Annotated in this window: 17 protein-coding genes, 1 pseudogene, 1 riboswitch and 1 other annotated feature; of the genes and pseudogenes, 10 read left to right on the top strand and 8 right to left on the bottom strand. The window is 43.7% G+C overall.

Features of this window, described 5'->3' with window-relative positions:
• Nucleotides 1–307 precede the first annotated feature (307 nt).
• A complete protein-coding gene (locus ACY8DX_RS17415) occupies nucleotides 308–838 on the bottom strand; it encodes a gamma carbonic anhydrase (RefSeq protein WP_049669807.1) in 531 nt (176 codons plus the stop codon).
• A gap of 108 nt (nucleotides 839–946) precedes the next feature.
• Between ACY8DX_RS17415 and ACY8DX_RS17410 the strand changes: the two genes are divergently transcribed.
• From ACY8DX_RS17410 to ACY8DX_RS17390, 5 genes are all read left to right on the top strand, one after another.
• On the top strand, nucleotides 947–1,750 hold the full coding sequence (locus tag ACY8DX_RS17410) for an alpha/beta hydrolase (protein ID WP_049669808.1): 804 nt from the start codon (nucleotides 947–949) through the stop codon (nucleotides 1,748–1,750).
• 14 nt (nucleotides 1,751–1,764) lie between these two features.
• Nucleotides 1,765–2,835, top strand: a complete 1,071-nt coding sequence (locus ACY8DX_RS17405) for a tetraprenyl-beta-curcumene synthase family protein (RefSeq protein WP_462406971.1) — start codon at nucleotides 1,765–1,767, stop codon at nucleotides 2,833–2,835.
• A gap of 41 nt (nucleotides 2,836–2,876) precedes the next feature.
• Nucleotides 2,877–3,893, top strand: coding sequence for an LLM class flavin-dependent oxidoreductase (locus ACY8DX_RS17400; protein WP_462405692.1), 1,017 nt, complete (start codon nucleotides 2,877–2,879; stop codon nucleotides 3,891–3,893).
• A 48-nt stretch (nucleotides 3,894–3,941) separates the two neighbouring features.
• Nucleotides 3,942–4,077, top strand: a riboswitch (cobalamin riboswitch).
• A 135-nt stretch (nucleotides 4,078–4,212) separates the two neighbouring features.
• Complete coding sequence (locus ACY8DX_RS17395) at nucleotides 4,213–5,283, top strand: FecCD family ABC transporter permease (protein WP_462405691.1); 1,071 nt, start codon at nucleotides 4,213–4,215, stop codon at nucleotides 5,281–5,283.
• Nucleotides 5,277–6,074, top strand: coding sequence for an ABC transporter ATP-binding protein (locus tag ACY8DX_RS17390; RefSeq protein ID WP_053103708.1), 798 nt, complete (start codon nucleotides 5,277–5,279; stop codon nucleotides 6,072–6,074). Before ACY8DX_RS17395 ends, ACY8DX_RS17390 begins: the two co-directional genes overlap by 7 nt.
• Nucleotides 6,075–6,217: 143 nt before the next feature.
• Here ACY8DX_RS17390 and mnmM read toward each other — a convergent pair whose 3' ends face one another.
• On the bottom strand, nucleotides 6,218–6,784 hold the full coding sequence (mnmM, locus tag ACY8DX_RS17385) for a tRNA 5-(aminomethyl)-2-thiouridylate-methyltransferase MnmM (protein ID WP_439803188.1): 567 nt from the start codon (nucleotides 6,782–6,784) through the stop codon (nucleotides 6,218–6,220).
• Nucleotides 6,774–7,748, bottom strand: a complete 975-nt coding sequence (mnmL, locus tag ACY8DX_RS17380) for a tRNA modification radical SAM protein MnmL/YtqA (RefSeq protein WP_049669812.1) — start codon at nucleotides 7,746–7,748, stop codon at nucleotides 6,774–6,776. The genes mnmM and mnmL overlap by 11 nt, the downstream gene beginning before the upstream one ends.
• Before the next feature lie 158 nt (nucleotides 7,749–7,906).
• Between mnmL and ACY8DX_RS17375 the strand changes: the two genes are divergently transcribed.
• The 5 genes from ACY8DX_RS17375 (at nucleotide 7,907) to ACY8DX_RS17355 (ending at nucleotide 13,176) form a co-directional block, all read left to right on the top strand.
• A complete protein-coding gene (locus ACY8DX_RS17375) occupies nucleotides 7,907–8,170 on the top strand; it encodes a YtzC family protein (protein ID WP_439803189.1) in 264 nt (87 codons plus the stop codon).
• 15 nt (nucleotides 8,171–8,185) lie between these two features.
• On the top strand, nucleotides 8,186–8,356 hold the full coding sequence (locus tag ACY8DX_RS17370; protein WP_462405690.1) for a glycogen biosynthesis protein GlgD: 171 nt from the start codon (nucleotides 8,186–8,188) through the stop codon (nucleotides 8,354–8,356).
• Nucleotides 8,357–8,898: 542 nt separating this feature from the next.
• Nucleotides 8,899–9,129: a binding site (T-box leader), on the top strand.
• Between the two features lie 79 nt (nucleotides 9,130–9,208).
• Nucleotides 9,209–11,623 carry a leucine--tRNA ligase gene (gene leuS / locus ACY8DX_RS17365; protein WP_049669815.1) on the top strand — a complete coding sequence of 805 codons (2,415 nt, stop codon included), beginning with the start codon at nucleotides 9,209–9,211 and terminating at the stop codon, nucleotides 11,621–11,623.
• 359 nt (nucleotides 11,624–11,982) lie between these two features.
• The gene (locus ACY8DX_RS17360) at nucleotides 11,983–12,864 is read left to right on the top strand and encodes a hypothetical protein (protein WP_462405689.1); all 882 of its coding nucleotides are present in this window, start codon (nucleotides 11,983–11,985) and stop codon (nucleotides 12,862–12,864) included.
• A 126-nt stretch (nucleotides 12,865–12,990) separates the two neighbouring features.
• Entirely contained in the window at nucleotides 12,991–13,176 is a 186-nt protein-coding gene (locus ACY8DX_RS17355) for a sporulation protein Cse60 (RefSeq protein ID WP_049669817.1), read from the top strand.
• 37 nt (nucleotides 13,177–13,213) lie between these two features.
• Here the strand turns inward: ACY8DX_RS17355 and ACY8DX_RS17350 are convergent, their stop codons facing one another.
• The 5 genes and pseudogenes from ACY8DX_RS17350 to ACY8DX_RS17330 all read right to left on the bottom strand — a co-directional run bounded on the left by ACY8DX_RS17350 (nucleotide 13,214) and on the right by ACY8DX_RS17330 (nucleotide 16,854).
• A complete protein-coding gene (locus ACY8DX_RS17350; RefSeq protein WP_462405688.1) occupies nucleotides 13,214–14,503 on the bottom strand; it encodes a hemolysin family protein in 1,290 nt (429 codons plus the stop codon).
• Nucleotides 14,504–14,549: 46 nt separating this feature from the next.
• Complete coding sequence (locus ACY8DX_RS17345; RefSeq protein ID WP_231589475.1) at nucleotides 14,550–14,738, bottom strand: hypothetical protein; 189 nt, start codon at nucleotides 14,736–14,738, stop codon at nucleotides 14,550–14,552.
• Between the two features lie 60 nt (nucleotides 14,739–14,798).
• Nucleotides 14,799–14,885 (bottom strand): annotated as a pseudogene (locus tag ACY8DX_RS17340) (MerR family transcriptional regulator); the annotation flags it as partial.
• A gap of 196 nt (nucleotides 14,886–15,081) precedes the next feature.
• Nucleotides 15,082–15,564, bottom strand: a complete 483-nt coding sequence (locus ACY8DX_RS17335; RefSeq protein ID WP_049669820.1) for a VanZ family protein — start codon at nucleotides 15,562–15,564, stop codon at nucleotides 15,082–15,084.
• An 18-nt stretch (nucleotides 15,565–15,582) separates the two neighbouring features.
• On the bottom strand, nucleotides 15,583–16,854 hold the full coding sequence (locus ACY8DX_RS17330; protein ID WP_462405687.1) for a BaiN/RdsA family NAD(P)/FAD-dependent oxidoreductase: 1,272 nt from the start codon (nucleotides 16,852–16,854) through the stop codon (nucleotides 15,583–15,585).
• Nucleotides 16,855–16,884 lie beyond the last annotated feature (30 nt).

Raw genomic sequence — 16,884 nt, 5'->3', positions numbered from 1 at the left:
ATCCTGGGGCATCCGCTTCCGTTGCGGATGCCTATTCTTTATGAATGGATGATAACGTTTTCAAAAAAATATTTAATGGAAAATGAAACCAAAATGATTCTTATACAGTAAAATAATTGATAGGTACTAAGTAATTATCTTTCCATACATACAAGAACAAGCATATGAACTATTCAGGCTGGCCATTAAATGGATGTAGAGAAATGAGCTTGTCATGTTCCTCTGGCAGGACAAATAGGAACAACCTAATATGATAATGAACATAAAAAATGGGTATACAATAAGATGTATCCCATTCTATATTGGGTTATTGATTTGGTTGGATTGGTTGTATACTGGCATAATAACGTCCTTTCTCAGCATACTCTCGATAGATTCGGTCCATATCCTTTATGTCCTCGTCTGTTAACGGGCGGATTATTTTAGCTGGGCGGCCGAACGCAAGGGTATTTGGCGGGATTTTCTTGCCCTGCGGGACAAGACTGCCGGCACCGATGAAAGCACCTTCGCCAATTTCAGCGCCATCGAGAATGATGGAGCCCATTCCTATTAAGGCTTTCTTCTTTACATGGCAGCTATGAAGGATGCACTGATGTCCGACTGTGACATCATCCTCAAGAATCAACGGATTATTAGGGCTTTGATGCAGGACAGAATTGTCCTGAACATTGACATTGTCGCCGATGATGACGGGGGCGACATCGCCTCGAATAACCGTATTAAACCAAATGCTTGAGTTCTTGCCAATCGTAACGTCACCGGTTATGACAGCATAGTCAGCTATATAGGCTGATTTATGTAAGGAAGGGATTTTATCTTTATATTGATATAATTTCATTTCATAACCTCCGTATTCTATTGTAAAATAGATAGTTAATGAAAGTGTACATATAAAAAAATGATGTGTAAATATATTTACGTATAATCAAACTGGAGGAGTGCATCTATGAAAAAATGGGAAACCGAGGGGAAGGCTAACGGGGTGATTGTCATTGTCCATGGGGCAATGGAGCATTCCGGAAGATACACTTGGCTTGTCCAAAAGTGGCTGTCAGCTGGATACCATGTTATAAATGGCGACCTGCCTGGACAAGGGATGACTTCAAGAGCAAACCGCGGCCATATTAATTCGTTTGAAGAATATATCGATACCGTAGAGACGTGGGTGAATGAAGCCTATACATTCGGACTGCCTGTCTTTATGCTTGGCCACAGCATGGGTGGTTTGGTTGTGATTAAAATGCTTCAATCGAGAGAATTTAATCTTGCAGGCGTTATCCTGTCATCCCCTTGCTTCGGAACATTGATTAATCCGCCTAAGATGCTGGATACCATTTCCCATGTCATGAATCTTGTGTATCCATCTTATCGGAGAGGTACGGGGATAACCATTGACATGGCTACGCGTAATAAGGAAGTCATTGAGTTTGACTTAAATGATTCTCTTTATGTGACGAGTGTGTCCATTAGATGGTATCGTGAACTGGTAAAGGCGATGAAGGATGCCTTTGATTTTGATGAGGATTTTCCGGATATTCCATTACTGGTCATGCAGGCGGGAGATGACAAAATTGTTGACCGCAATATGGTAAGGGAATGGTTCAATTATTTCCCTGCCTCTGAGAAGCATTATAAAGAGTGGCCAAAGCTGTATCATGAGATATTTAATGAACCAGAGCGGGAGGACGTATTCCAATACGCCAAGAGCTTTGTGGAAGCCCGCCTCCGTAATATTGGTTATATCATTTAAGGAGATGGAGAATGTTGAGGCTGCCTGCAACTGAATTCGGTTTAGCGAAATTGGTTTTTAAAGATATCTTTCCAATCGTTCACCGTGAATTGGACTATTGGGAAGAAAGAGCGAAGTCAATTCCTAATGAGGAGCTCCGCATCCAGGCGACGGCGAGTATTGCCCATAAGACCTTTCATTGTGAAGGCGGGTCAATACTCGCTTTAATTGCTGGGGAAGACAGGGCTCAGGTAATTCGATTTATTGTTGCTTACCAGACAATCAGTGATTATCTTGATAATTTATGTGACCGCAGTACCTCATTAGACCCGGAGGATTTTTCTCTGTTGCACGAATCCATGCAGCATGCGCTCAACCCAACAGCGGAGCTTAAGAATTATTATGAGCGACGAGAGGATCAAAATGACGGCGGATATTTATCCGATCTGGTAAAGACATGCCAGGAGGTTATGCAAACCTTGCCGTATTATAAGGAGATTCAGCCGTATTTATTCGAACTTTGCGGGTATTATTGTGATTTGCAAGTACATAAGCATGTTATATGGGAAGAAAGGGTACATAGACTACAAGCCTGGTTCGAAGACAATAAACATCATTTGCCTGAAGGGATGACCTGGTATGAATTCAGCGCTTGTGCCGGCTCAACGCTCGGAATTTTCTGCCTTGTCTCCTATGGGGCGCGTGCATCATTTCGAGATGGTCTCGCGAAGAATGTCAGGAATGCTTATTTTCCCTATGTACAAGGACTTCATATCATGCTCGATTATTTCATTGACCAAGAAGAAGACCGGGTCGGTAATGATTTGAACTTCTGTTTTTATTATGAATCTGAGCAGAAGATGATAGAACGTTTATGCTTTTTTTTAGAACAGGCCAATCGGGACATCGAAATGATCCCGGATGAACATTTTCATAAGATGGTGAATCAAGGATTGGTGGGCATTTATCTTGCTGATGGAAAAGTGGCCAAGCAGAAGGATGTCAAAGCACATGTTCATAAATTATTAAAACAAGGGGGATTTCGCTCCTATTTCTTTTATTGGAATTGTAAAATGTACTATGCCATGAGAAAAGTGTCGAAGTGAACAGGGTGAAGAACAATCCTTAAGGGAGGCTATCTATACCGATGTTAAAGCTCAGTGTTTTGGATCAATCACCACGGGCAGCTGGAGAACCGACAGAAAAGGCATTAAGCAATACAGTAGAGCTGGCAAGACTTGCTGATGAATTAGGCTATTCCCGCTTTTGGGTTTCGGAGCACCATGACAGCCTGGGGCTTGCAGGCTCCTCTCCTGAGATCTTAGCTGCATGGATAGCTGCACAGACAAAGCGTATTCGAGTTGGAACAGGCGGTGTAATGCTTCCGCATTACAGCGCTTATAAGGTTGCAGAGAATTTCCGGGTGCTGTCTGGGCTTGCGCCTGGGCGAATAGACCTTGGTGTGGGACGAGCGCCCGGCGGCATGCCGAGGGCGACGAGGGCTTTGCAGGATGGACGTCCAATTCCGAGCAAGGATCGTTTTCCCGATCAAGTGGATGAACTATACTGGTATTTGCATGACCGTCTCCCGGATTCTCATCCGTATTATGGATTGACGGCTACCCCTGTCATTGGGGAGCATCCAGAGCTTTGGATGCTGGGCTCCAGTTCATCAAGCGCTGCTCTTGCTGCCTATAAAGGTCTTCCGTATAATTTTGCGTTATTTATTAACAGCGAATTTGCGGAAGAGAATATGCAGCATTATTTGAATCAATTCCAAGCATCTGAAACACTGTCACGTCCAGAAGGCATGGTCACGGTTTTTGCCGTATGTGCTCAAACGGACGAGGAGGCCGAGTATTTGGCTGGCTCGCTTGATCTATCCATGCTTTGGCTGGCTCAGGGGATTATGAGGGAAGGGACGCCTCATCCGGATGAGATTCTAGATCAGAGCTTTTCCATCTATGAACGGGAAAGGATTATTTATAATCGGCGCCGTATAATTATTGGCTCTCCTCAGACAATTGGCAGGCATCTGGCCGAGCTTAGTGAGCGTTTTCACGTCAATGAAATTATGTTGACCACGATTACACATTCCTTCGAGGCAAAGAAAAAATCCTTTGAATTGATTGCAAAAGAGATAGGGTTGAACTTTCCTGATTAAGAATTGCGTATTGTCCTATGTTCCAGTACAATGAAGAAAGAATAAAATAGCTGATTATTCCATAAAAGTGCCCTTTTCAAGGGAGAATAGGGAAACCGGTGAGACTCCGGTGCAGCCCCCGCTACTGTAATTGGCGAGTAATGCCGCCATAAGCCAGGAGACCTGCTTTTAATGGTTTTAGCACTTATTTTTCGGAGGGAAAAGTAGGCTTAAAGCATTCACAAGAGCACATGCGTGAATCCTTAGCTCATCCTTTGGGCTGAGGTTTTTTTATTGTCTGGCAATTAACTTACACCAAGGAAATGATGGAGTGGAAAAGATGAGCAGTAGAGAAGGAAAACATGGAGGAGTGCAGATGACTGCCCTTTACGCGGGCAGCATTTTGTTCATGGCGGCCGCGGTCATTTGGGGTCTTCTGAGTGGAAGTGCTGATTTGTCTGTAGGGGAGATTGTCGGCATTCTCCTCAAAAATATAACAGGGTATGAAGGATTCTTTGATGGTCAGAAAAATATCGAGATGATTATTTGGAATATTCGCTTGCCTCGCATTTTGCTGGCGTTATTGGTCGGTAGTGCCCTTGCCCTGGCAGGTGCGGCATTCCAAGGACTTTTGCAAAACCCGCTGGCTGATCCTTATACCATTGGTGTTTCATCAGGGGCCTCGGTTGGAGCGGTGATTGTCTTGTTCTTTCAGGTAGAAATTGCTTTCCTTGGATCCTATACATTGCCGCTAGTGGCAATTATATTCAGTTTCGCCTCTTTGTTTCTGGTCTTTGGAATCACGAAAGCGGCGAGCAGGACATATGCGAATGAAACAATCATTTTATCAGGCATTATCTTGAACTCCTTCATTGGCTCGGTCATATCGCTCATTATTGCTCTATCATCGGGAGACCAAATGCGAGAGGTCTTGAATTGGCTGATGGGCAGTGTGGCTTTAAAAAACTGGGGGCATATTGGTCTATTCTTTCCATTCTTTGCAGTTGGTTCAGCCGTGATTTTGTTCCATTACAGGGAGTTGAATGCACTCGCACTTGGTGATGAAGCAGCTCAATATGGAGGGATGAATGTGAGAAGGAAAAAGCTGACTCTCCTGATCAGCGCTGGACTCCTGACAGGAGCGGCCGTATCAGTATCTGGTGCGATTGGCTTTGTCGGCTTAGTCATCCCGCATCTTGTCCGTTTAGTTACGGGGGCTGACCATAAACACCTCATTCCGCTGTCAATGATGATTGGCGGAGGATATTTGGTTCTTGCCGACATGGTGGCAAGAACCATCGTCAGCCCGCAGGAATTGCCAATTGGCGTGATTACCGCCTTGATAGGGGCGCCTGTGTTTACTTATTTACTCATAAGAGAACGAATAAAAAGAAGGAAAATGGCATGTTAAAAGTATGTAGCGTAAGTGCAGGGTACCGGAAAGAACAGATGGTTCTTAACGATGTTTCTATGCAAGTGAAAAAGGGTGAATTCTATGCTTTATTAGGTCCGAATGGGAGTGGAAAAACCACCTTCATTAAAGCGATTTTGGACCCGAGGCATCTTAGTGTGAGCGGAAAGGTTGAGATTGCCGGGAAAAAGGCGCGTGACTATAGCACTGAGGAGCTGGCTCGGGTGACGGCTGTCTTGAGTCAGGAGCATACTGTGAGTTTGGATTTCACGGTTGAGCAGATTGTTCTGCTTGGGCGGTATCCGTATCAAGGCAGGGGCCTATTTAATACATACAAGAAAGAAGACCATATCATTGTGGAAGAATGCCTTGAGAAAACGAATTGCCTTGCCTTTAAGCATAAATATTTTCAAGATTTAAGCGGAGGGGAAAAGCAGCGTGTATTGCTTGCAAAGGCATTGGCTCAATCACCTAAGCTGCTGTTTTTGGATGAACCGACCAATCATCTTGATATTAAGCATTCGATTGAGCTGCTGGATTTATTGAAGGAGCTGCAGCTTAAGAATGGATTAACGATTGTGGCCATCCTGCATGATTTGAACCTTGCTTCGCTATACGCAGATCGGCTTGCTTTACTGAAGGGCGGTCAAAAGGTAGCGGAGGGGGAGGCAGGCCTTCTCTTAGATGAACCATTGCTGAAATCGGTATATGGGGTAGAGCTGATCAGCTCGCTTCACCCGGTAACGGGAAAGCCGCAAATCTCTTTCATCCCTGGATATGTGAAAGCATAAAATGGCTGGGACATAAAAACGAATGATACATTAAATGTTTACGAAACGAAATAGAAAAAGCCGAACTATTATTAATCGTGCTTAAAATGGCACTTTATAATTGTTCGGCTATTTAGTTACTGGAAAAATTTTGTCCCAGTCACTTACCTTTTCTCAATTGCGACGATGAAAGGCGGATTATTCCTTTGATTTATGAATTTATATTCCAGAACATGGGCTGTGTCCTGGGGAAGGCTGCGGGCAAATCGAAGAATCTCATCACGTTCTATATCCCCGCCTGGATGCCCATGATAAATGACTAGGACGATGATCCCTTCAGGCTTCATCATCTCAAGCAGCTGCTCGACACTTGAGATGGTAGTTGGAGCAGTCGTGATGATTTCTTTGTCACCGCCAGGTAGATAGCCGAGATTGAAGATAGCTCCGGCTATTTCTGTTCCAGCAGGAATGAATGCCTTAACTTGTTCATGACCTGCATGGATCAAGGTTACATTTTTGGTCAGCTGTTTCTCTTCAAGCCGGCCTCTTGTCTGTTCTAAGGCAGATTCCTGGATGTCAAAGCTATATACATGACCATTCTCACCGACAAGCTGGGAGAGAAAGACCGTGTCATGACCGTTTCCCATAGTGCCGTCAACGACGACATCTCCAGGACCAGCTGCTTTTTCCAGTAGGTGGCGGGCATATGGAAGGATTCGGTCAAGCTTCATGTGTCGCCAATCCCCCATCACGAACAAAGAACTTGCCTTGGTAGCTGTTACGGCGTTTCAATTCCGCATCGATTGCATTCAAGACCTCCCATTTATTCACGCTCCACATCGGACCGACCATTAAATCAATTGGCCCGTCGCCGGTAATGCGGTGAATAATCATCTCTGGAGGCAGAATTTCGAGCTGATCGCAGACAAGGCTCACATATTCCTCAAATGAAAGGAATTGAAGCATGCCTTTCTCGTATTGTTTCACCATTGGTGTTCCTTTTAATAAATGCAAGAGGTGAATCTTAATTCCTTGCACATCAAGCTTCGCGACCTCACGAGCGGTTTCCATCATCATTTCCGGTGTCTCAAGAGGCAGTCCGTTGATGATATGGCTGCAGACGCGAATGCCGTGCTTGCGGAGCTTGTTGACTCCCTCGACATAGGTTGGATAGTCATGGGCGCGGTTAATGATGTTCGCTGTTTTCTCATGGACGGTTTGGAGTCCAAGCTCAAGCCAAAGATATGTGCGCTCATTCAGCTCCGCTAAATATTCAACAACATCATCCGGCAGGCAGTCAGGTCTTGTCGCAATGGACAACCCAACGACGCCTTCCTCATTCATCACCGTCTCGAATTTCTCGCGCAAGACATCAACTGGTGCATGTGTATTCGTATAAGCTTGGAAGTAAGCCATATATTTGCCGTCCTTCCATTTCTGATGCATCTTCCCCTTGATGTCGGCGAATTGCTTCTTCAAATCCTCAGCACGGTTTCCGGCGAAGTCGCCTGAGCCTGCTGCACTGCAGAAGGTGCAGCCGCCAAAAGCGACTGTGCCGTCACGGTTTGGGCAATCAAAGCCGCCGTCTAATGCTATCTTGAAGACCTTATGGCCGAATTGGTTGCGTAAATGGTAATTCCATGTATGATAACGTTTATCGTCACTAGCATATGGAAAAGGGTTAGCCTGTTTCATATCTGTAAAACCCTCCTAATTGTTTTTTCACATAACCTACATTTTAACACGGGCATTTATACTTTCCAAATGAATTTGTTCATGTAACCGCGGTCAGCCGGACATAATAAGATTCGGGTGTACTTCTTAACCAATCCCAACCAAAAAGGAGTGGCGAGATGGCTACGCATAAATCCATGGATGAATGTTTAGGACGTTGTGAGAATACCCTTGAATACGCACAGCAGCAATATGAGGAATCGGCCAAACAGGAGCATTACAACACAGAGGGCTATACCGAAGCCCTTATGAGGCTTGAGGATTCATATAATGAGCTTACCGTCATGAAAAACAGTGCCAATGACCAGCAGCGAGATGAGCTTGATCGGATGAAAGTCCGTGTTCAGGATCTTCAGCATGCGATGGTTGTAAGAAGACGATAAGGAGGCTCTCCATTTATGATGAAACGATCTAAACAGCATAACCCTGAGCAAAAAACACGCAACGGGATCAATAACCAGGACATCGAAGCAGGAGCCGACAACGACATTATAAAGAGGGCCAAGAAAATGAATGAGAAAAAAGGCCAGCCGGCGAAGGCAACCGTACACCCGAAAGCATACAAATAGGATACTGAAGGTACTCCTGATGAAAGAGCCGAATCGGTTAGCCGTTCGGCTCTTTTTTATGCAGGGAGTTTTCTTTTGATGGAAGGTTTCGCCCGACCATACCCAGCCTATTTCTCCCTTGAATGGTACCAGTTCGTCTCCATAAACAAGTAAATTTAGCCTTTAAATTATCAAAGAAGGAAATATCATTAAAAAATATTTGCCCAGCTATGCGCTAACACTGGAGAAAGATGTGCAGGAGGCTTCTTTTGCTGAAATCGTTATTATTTGGGCTTATTTCCTCATTAAATGCTGACTTGACGCTGTTTTGATTTCTCTGCTCTCCATAAATTCATTCAAAGAAGGAGAGGTCGGTTAGTCCCACGTTTTTAGGTTGTTAACAGAGAAACTACGCTATTGCTTATATCCAAAGCTGCAAAATCAATAGAAGAAAATCTGCAATCGATGCATACCTTCCCCCATATCTGGCCAAAATGGAAAAAACAGCATAGAATGGACTTGCACTTTCACAATGATTTACATACAATGTAGGTATATATTTTCTAATAACCGTGACAGGGACTAGTAATTATGTTCGTGCTTTTTAGAGAGTTGGCGGCTGGTGCGAGCCAATAGGACGGCATGATGAACTCCCCCTTGAGTTGCAGTCGTGAACAGCGATTAGTAAGGACTGCCGCAGATCTGCGTTAAAGACTTGAGCCGGACGTGTTTTACATACGTCAACTAGGGTGGTACCGCGGGTAAAAGCTGATGAACAGCCTCTCGTCCCTTACTATTGAGGGATGAGAGGCTTTTTTATATTCAGGGGAAAATGAAAAGGACCTGAAATTGATTTTGTAGGAGGAATTTAGGATGAGTTTCAATCATAAAGAGATTGAAAAGAAGTGGCAATCTTATTGGGAAGAACATAAAACGTTCAAAACGACTGATCATGTCGGAAAACGTAAATTTTACGCTTTGGATATGTTCCCGTATCCATCTGGAGCAGGTCTTCATGTTGGGCATCCAGAGGGCTATACAGCGACGGATATTCTCTCCCGATTGAAGCGGATGCAGGGCTATAATGTCCTTCATCCAATTGGATGGGATGCATTCGGTCTTCCTGCTGAGCAATATGCTCTTGATACAGGTAATGACCCGGAAGAATTTACAGCAAAGAATATTGAGACATTCAAACGCCAAATTAAATCCCTCGGATTCTCTTATGATTGGGACCGTGAAATCAACACGACAGATCCAGACTATTATAAATGGACACAATGGATTTTCTTGAAGCTGTATGAAAAAGGGCTTGCCTATATGGATGAGATTCCGGTTAACTGGTGCCCGGCGCTTGGAACGGTATTGGCGAATGAAGAAGTCATCGACGGCAAGAGTGAGCGCGGCGGCCACCCGGTTATCAGAAAGCCGATGCGTCAATGGATTTTGAAAATTACGGCTTATGCAGACCGTTTGATTGAAGATTTAGAAGAACTTGATTGGCCAGAAAGTATTAAAGATATGCAGCGCAACTGGATTGGCCGTTCAGAAGGGGCTTCTGTGAACTTTACGATTGACGGTACGGACAAATCGTTCACAGTCTTTACGACTCGTCCTGATACATTGTTCGGTGCGACTTACACAGTGCTTTCTCCAGAGCATCCGCTTGTGGATGAAATTACGACAGAGGCGCAAAAAGCAGAGGTTGAAGCTTACAAACAATCCATTCAATCGAAGAGCGACCTTGAGAGAACAGAGCTTTCTAAAGAGAAAACTGGTGCATTTACAGGTGCTTATGCCATTAATCCCGCAAACGGCGAGAAGATTCCAGTATGGATCGCCGATTATGTTCTTATGAGCTATGGAACTGGTGCAATCATGGCGGTTCCAGCCCATGATGAGCGTGATTATGAGTTCGCGAAGAAATTCGAGCTTCCAATTCGTGAGGTTGTCGCTGGCGGCGATATCGAAAAAGAAGCATATGCAGGAGAAGGAGAGCATGTAAACTCTGACTTCCTGAATGGATTGAATAAAGAAGAAGCCATTCAAAAGATGATTGCATGGCTTGAAGAAAAAGGCATCGGTGAGAAGAAGGTAACATACCGTCTTCGTGACTGGAACTTCTCCCGTCAGCGCTACTGGGGAGAGCCAATTCCTATCATCCATTGGGAGGACGGAACGATGTCAGCTGTTCCTGAGTCAGAGCTTCCGCTTGTACTTCCAAAAACATCCGAAATCAAACCATCTGGTACGGGTGAATCACCGCTTGCAATCATTGATGAGTGGGTGAATGTAACAGATCCGGAAACCGGACGTAAGGGCAGACGCGAAACCAATACAATGCCGCAATGGGCGGGCAGCTGCTGGTACTTCCTGCGCTATATCGATCCGAAAAACCCGAATGCAATCGCAGATCCTGAGAAGTTGAAGCATTGGCTTCCGGTTGATACGTATATCGGCGGCGCAGAGCATGCGGTTCTTCACTTGCTATATGCTCGTTTCTGGCATAAATTCCTTTATGATATCGGTGTTGTACCAACGAAGGAACCATTCCAAAAGCTATTTAACCAAGGAATGATCCTTGGTGAGAATAATGAGAAGATGAGTAAATCAAAGGGTAATGTCGTGAACCCGGATGATATCGTTGAAAGCCATGGAGCAGACACACTTCGTCTATATGAAATGTTCATGGGACCGCTTGATGCATCCATCGCATGGTCAACAAATGGACTCGACGGCTCAAGACGTTTCCTTGACCGTGTATGGAGACTGTATATCAATGAAGATGGAACAGTAAATGATAAGATTACAGAATCAGCGGACACGCATCTTGAGAAGGTATATCATCAAACTGTGAAGAAAGTGACAGAGGATCTTGAGAATCTGCACTTTAATACGGCGATTTCTCAAATGATGGTATTCGTGAATGAAGCGTACAAAGCAGAGATTCTTCCAATTCAATTCATGGAAGGCTTCGTGAAGCTACTTTCACCAATCTGCCCGCATATGACAGAAGAGCTTTGGAGCCGACTAGGCCATAATGATACGCTTGCCTATGCATCTTGGCCAGCATATGATGAAAGCAAGCTGGTCGATAATGAAGTCGAAATCGTGATCCAGATTAATGGGAAAGTGAGAGCGAAGCTTCAAGTTCCTGCTGATATAACAAAGGAAGAAATGGAGAAAACGGTTATGGAGAATGGAAAGGTCCTCGAGCAAATCGATGGCAAAACTGTTCGTAAAGTGATCGCGATTCCTGGAAAACTTGTTAATATCGTCGCAAACTAAGTAGATTTTTTGGCCGGCTGCCCGATTGGGTCAGCCGGTTTTTTTTATATATGAACAGAGATGAAAACGATTACAGGCTTACGCCTCCATTATTGGGAAGGAGAAATATTAAGGAGAATATGTTTCCTTATATGGTTAAGATAGTCCATATAATGTTTGTCTTATAGTCACTCTGATGAATGTCCACAAGTCTCATTACATATCAAGAGGTTCGGGACCAAATACATCTATTCTGATAATAAATCCTCTCTGAAATAATGAGATGTATCCATTGCGATATGACTGTTTTTTACCGTTTATTCAACGCTTGTTTAATTGGTATCCCCTGTGGTAAACGACAATAAAGGAGGAGAAAGTAAATGAAGAAACAGGTGTCTATTGCCGTATGTCTGACTTTCATCTGCCTTGCCGGCTGCACACTGGAAAATGCCGATAGCGAAGAACAAGCGTCCAAAAAATCTAACCAGCCTGTCAGTACGGAAAAATCGTCAAACGATAAAAGTGAAGAAGATACAAAGAAGGACAATCCCCCTGCAACTGAAAACCCCTCAACATCTGATGAAGATGGTGCCAATAACGTTCCAAATTCTCAAGAAAGTATCATCGCATCTGTTAAGGAACAAATTCAAAACAGCCTGCCTCCTAAGCTGCCAAAATATTTGCCAATGTCATCTGAAGAAATGATGTTGAGTGCTGCTACCGATTCTAAGGATGATAGGTATCGAGTGACCTTCTTTGAAAGTAAGAAAGCGATCCCAATCAATGATAAAGAATTGAATAACAATGAAATCGCTAAACCCATTGCTGTAATAGAAGCTAGACAATATGAAACCAATCAGGAAGCCAAATCTAAAATTGGCTACATATCTCCTGAAGATATCCCGACAGGCAATCCTGCTATCAATCTTGGCCATTCAATCAAAGGGTATGAAGAGGGTGGTATGGGTAATAAATGGCTGAATTGGCATGAAGGGAGATGGTACCTTCAGATCCATGCCAACAATCTAGAAGGTGCTAATGAATACGTGCCGCTCGCAAAACAGATGGTTGACTACTTGGAGAGTAATTCACTGCCTGTACCAAATCAATATGGTTCCGTCAAAGCAGACGTCGACCAACAAAAGACAGAAGATAATCAAATTTCCTGGCAGGAAGAAAAAATCGTTTATACGATTTCAGAAGTAGAGGATCCAATAAAAATGCTCGAAATCGCCACCCACTTTGATGGAATGGGAAAATAAGTTGGTCAATATTGAATCCTCCCCGTAAAATTATAAAGGTAATATCAGACCGAGGAATATTCAATATTTGTGTATAAAAATCAAACTATTTGGCTATGACTGTCCTAAAAGGAGGCAGGAGAGCCGATGATACAAGTGAAGATGTTTGATTATGAACATGAAAAAGACTTGGAAAATGGGATGAATCACTTCCTAGGACAGATTAGGGAGGACCAAATCGTCGACATTAAGTATGAAATTGCCGCTTTTGGAGAAGAAGAGGAAGAAAATCAGATTTATTGCTTTAGTGCAATGGTCATTTATCGTAAATAAAACGCCGAATCCGTTATAAGGGATTCGGCGTTTTTCATTATTTATCGGCTTTCTTGATCTCAAGATAGTGAATATGGTTGCCCTCATGTTCATGAATCTTAAAGATGTAGCCCTCTGCTTCAACTTCAGTACGGTCTTGAATTTCAAAGTGATTAGATAGGAACCAGCCGCCGATTGTGTCAACGACCTCATTTGAAATCTCAATTCCAAGCAGCTCATTGATATCATCGATGAGAAGTTTGGCACTTACGATATAATGGTTGGTTCCAAGCTTGCGGATATCAGGTACCTCTGTTTCGTCGAATTCATCACGGATTTCTCCGACGATTTCTTCAATGATATCCTCTGCAGTAACCAATCCGGATGTGCCGCCATATTCATCGATTAAGATGGCGATATGGGTGCGTTCCTTTTGCATTTTAACAAGAAGGTCATGGATTGGTATGGTCTCAATGACACTAATGACTGGACTGATTAATGATTCGAGTGTGACATCCTTCTTCAAATGCATTTCAGTCAAGAATTCTTTCGCATTCAAGAATCCGACGATATTATCCTTGTCGCCATCTTCTACAGGAAAACGTGTATAACGCTCTTCTTGAATGATGGAGAATACCTCTTCGATGGAGTCATCCTTTGATATGCTGACGATTTCTGTACGCGGTACCATGATTTCTCTTGCTTTCCGTTCGTCAAATTCAAAAATATTGTTTACATATTTGTATTCATTCTTATTAATGGAGCCTTTTTTGTAGCTGTCTGCCAGCAATAGGCGAAGCTCCTCTTCTGAATAGCTGTTCTCGTGCTCTGAAGCCGGCTGGAAACCAATCAGCTTGACGAGTAAACGAGCTGAACCATTCAAAAGCCAGATAAATGGATATAGGATACGGTAGAACAAAATAATCAGCGGTGACAGGAATAGCGTCATCGTTTCTGCCTTTTGGATGGCAATTGTCTTAGGAGCCAGTTCGCCCACGACCACGTGAATAAACGTCACGATGATAAAGGCAACGGCAAGGGACATAATGTGAGTGACCTCCATATTGAGACCCATCAGTTCAAATAGGGGAGAAAGGATTACCTCAAATGTCGGTTCTCCAATCCACCCTAGACCGAGTGCCGTAACCGTAATTCCGAGCTGGCAGGCAGATAAATATTCGTCCAGGTGGGTTGTTACTTTCTTTGCGGACAAAGCGCCCTTCTTGCCTTCAGCGACAAGCTGGTCAATCTTTGAGGAACGCACCTTTACGATGGCAAACTCAGTTGCAACGAAAAAGGCGGTTAAGATGATTAGGATAACAAAAGCGATTAAATAGATGGTAGTCAAATAGCAGTCTTACAGCTAGGGTAAGACGTACACCTCCTGTAGTTGGTTATGATTTAGTCAGCAGCAGCATTAGCAACTGCATCGATTGTATCAAGGATGAGGCGTCAACTTGTTTCTTGACGACATCCTGATCTTTGCCCATATCGTTTATGAGCGATGATACTTCTTGTTCAATGTCACGGATTTTTGCCCGTATTTCTTGGACATCGATTTCCTCCGAATATCGGTTAATCAATTCCTTTTTTATCTCAGTCAGGGATAACTGTTTATGTTTACATTCCTCGATAAACAAAAGTCTCTCGATGGAGGATTCATCATATAGCCGATAATTGGAGGGCGATCTCTCTGCTATTAGCAGGCCGAGGTTCGTGTAATAATCAATAGTCCTTTTGGTGACATTCGTGGATTTTGATAATTCGCCGATTCTTAGTTTCTTTGCCCCATTAAGGAAAGACCTCCAAACTATAACGTGATGGTTTATTTTTTGATTATATATTTTCTGAAATCTTTATTCAACTTAAAGAGCTCGAAACCATAAAAATAAGGATGCCCTTAAAAGGACATCCACTAAAAAGAGATTATTTGTGCACCTTGCTTTGAATAAGCACAGCCGCAGCGGCAGATTGGAGAATCTTGAGCAGCATGTACCCAAAAAGACCTCCGATGGTGTTTAAGATCATGTCATCCACATCAAAGCCCCCTACATGGAAAACGAGCTGAATGGTTTCCACAGTAAGGGACACGAAGAAAGAGAATATGGTAATCTTAATTGCCCCTTTCCAGCGCTCTGAGAGAAGGGGAAGTAAAAAGCCTAGCGGCATAAAGGCAATAATATTACCGAATAGATTGGTGAACCATATACGGAAACTAAAGTAATCCATATAAATGATATACATTTTGATGGTCTCAAACGGTGTCAGGTTATAATCCTCCACTCGGATATCCTGACGATAATAGCCAAAAAATAATAGATAGGATAAGAGTAAAAGATAAGCAGCAAATAAGAGATATAGGAAGGCAGTCATTATCTTGCTGTTGGCTACTCGTTCTAGAAGATTCATTACATGCTCCCCCTTGCCCTATTGTCTTGTTTGTGCATTCATGGCTGCGTTGATTCCTGCAAGACGTCCGGTAACGAGGGCAGAGGTAATATTGTAGCCTCCAGTGTACCCGTGAATATCTAATATTTCGCCGCAGAAGAATAAACCTGGCATGAGCTTGCTGGCCATAGTTTTCGGCTCTACTTCTTTGACAGATATCCCCCCGCCGGTGACAAATGCCTTATCCAGAGAGAGTGTGCCGTTTACAGCCACTGGGAATTTCTTGATATCTTGACAGAATGAACGCCATTTATCGTGGGAGATAGTTGCCCCCTGTGCAGCTGGGTCAATTTGATTCCTTTCCAGCAGAAATAATAGATAACGTTCAGGGAGAAGTCCCTTCAGGCTATTTTTCACTGCCTTCTTATCATCTGTCTTAATGGTTTGAATGATTTGCTGGAACAATTGCTCCGCATTCATATCCGGCAGTGCATCAATTTGGACGATAACTTCTTTTAGCTTCCATTTCTTCAGTGCCTTGACAACAAACTGGCTGCATCTAAGCACGCCTGGACCTGATAAGCCAAAATGGGTAAAGATCATGTCCATGCGATGGGTAATGAGCGCCTTGCCCTTTGGATTCAATACACTGATGGATACGTCGCGTAAGGAGAGACCCTGTAATGCTTTATTTCGGATGAATGTCTCACTGGAGGTTAAAGGCACCTCCGTTGGGAAAAGCTCAGTTACTGTATGACCGGCTTTCTCTGCCCAGGCATATCCATCTCCGGTTGAACCTGTATGCGGAACGGATTTACCCCCGACTGCTAGGACGACTGAACTCGTTTCAATAAGTTCTCCTTCTTTTGTCTGGATACCTTTAACATGACCGTCCTCATAGAGAACATCACTGACAGGACAATCGGTACGGACGTGTGCACCAAGCTCGAGCAGACGCCCAACCATGGCATCGACAACGGATTGAGCCTTGTCGTTAACAGGGAACATCCGCCCATGGTCTTCTTCCTTAAGTTCTACGCCAAGCTCTTTGAAGAAGGATATGATTCCTTCATTATCAAATTCGGAAAAAGCTCCATAAAGGAATTTTCCGTTTCCTGGGATATGGCGGATAATCTCTTCAACAGGCAGACGATTCGTTATATTGCAGCGTCCTCCGCCTGAGATGGCTAATTTTCTGCCGAGTTTGGACCCTTTATCAATTAACAGCGTAGAAGACCCCTTCTCTGCGGCTGCTATGGCAGCCATAAGTCCAGAGGGGCCTCCACCAATAATCACAACATCATATTTCATCTATTCCACTCATTTCTAACATGCTTATAA

Source organism: Gracilibacillus sp. Marseille-QA3620 (genome assembly GCF_054950035.1).
Note: the sequence above shows the minus strand (reverse complement) of the source record. Positions and strands in the feature narration are given on the sequence as shown.

Bases quoted from the DNA above. Each gene is read 5' to 3' on its own strand.
- leuS (WP_049669815.1), top strand. From the start codon at position 9,209: ATGAGTTTCAATCATAAAGAGATTGAAAAGAAGTGGCAATCTTATTGG.
- ACY8DX_RS17355 (WP_049669817.1), top strand. From the start codon at position 12,991: ATGATACAAGTGAAGATGTTTGATTATGAACATGAAAAAGACTTGGAA.
- ACY8DX_RS17375 (WP_439803189.1), top strand. From the start codon at position 7,907: ATGGCTACGCATAAATCCATGGATGAATGTTTAGGACGTTGTGAGAAT.
- ACY8DX_RS17370 (WP_462405690.1), top strand. From the start codon at position 8,186: ATGATGAAACGATCTAAACAGCATAACCCTGAGCAAAAAACACGCAAC.
- ACY8DX_RS17410 (WP_049669808.1), top strand. From the start codon at position 947: ATGAAAAAATGGGAAACCGAGGGGAAGGCTAACGGGGTGATTGTCATT.
- ACY8DX_RS17395 (WP_462405691.1), top strand. From the start codon at position 4,213: ATGAGCAGTAGAGAAGGAAAACATGGAGGAGTGCAGATGACTGCCCTT.
- ACY8DX_RS17415 (WP_049669807.1), bottom strand. From the start codon at position 838: ATGAAATTATATCAATATAAAGATAAAATCCCTTCCTTACATAAATCA.
- ACY8DX_RS17360 (WP_462405689.1), top strand. From the start codon at position 11,983: ATGAAGAAACAGGTGTCTATTGCCGTATGTCTGACTTTCATCTGCCTT.
- mnmM (WP_439803188.1), bottom strand. From the start codon at position 6,784: ATGAAGCTTGACCGAATCCTTCCATATGCCCGCCACCTACTGGAAAAA.
- ACY8DX_RS17390 (WP_053103708.1), top strand. From the start codon at position 5,277: ATGTTAAAAGTATGTAGCGTAAGTGCAGGGTACCGGAAAGAACAGATG.
- mnmL (WP_049669812.1), bottom strand. From the start codon at position 7,748: ATGAAACAGGCTAACCCTTTTCCATATGCTAGTGACGATAAACGTTAT.
- ACY8DX_RS17400 (WP_462405692.1), top strand. From the start codon at position 2,877: ATGTTAAAGCTCAGTGTTTTGGATCAATCACCACGGGCAGCTGGAGAA.
- ACY8DX_RS17335 (WP_049669820.1), bottom strand. From the start codon at position 15,564: ATGAATCTTCTAGAACGAGTAGCCAACAGCAAGATAATGACTGCCTTC.
- ACY8DX_RS17330 (WP_462405687.1), bottom strand. From the start codon at position 16,854: ATGAAATATGATGTTGTGATTATTGGTGGAGGCCCCTCTGGACTTATG.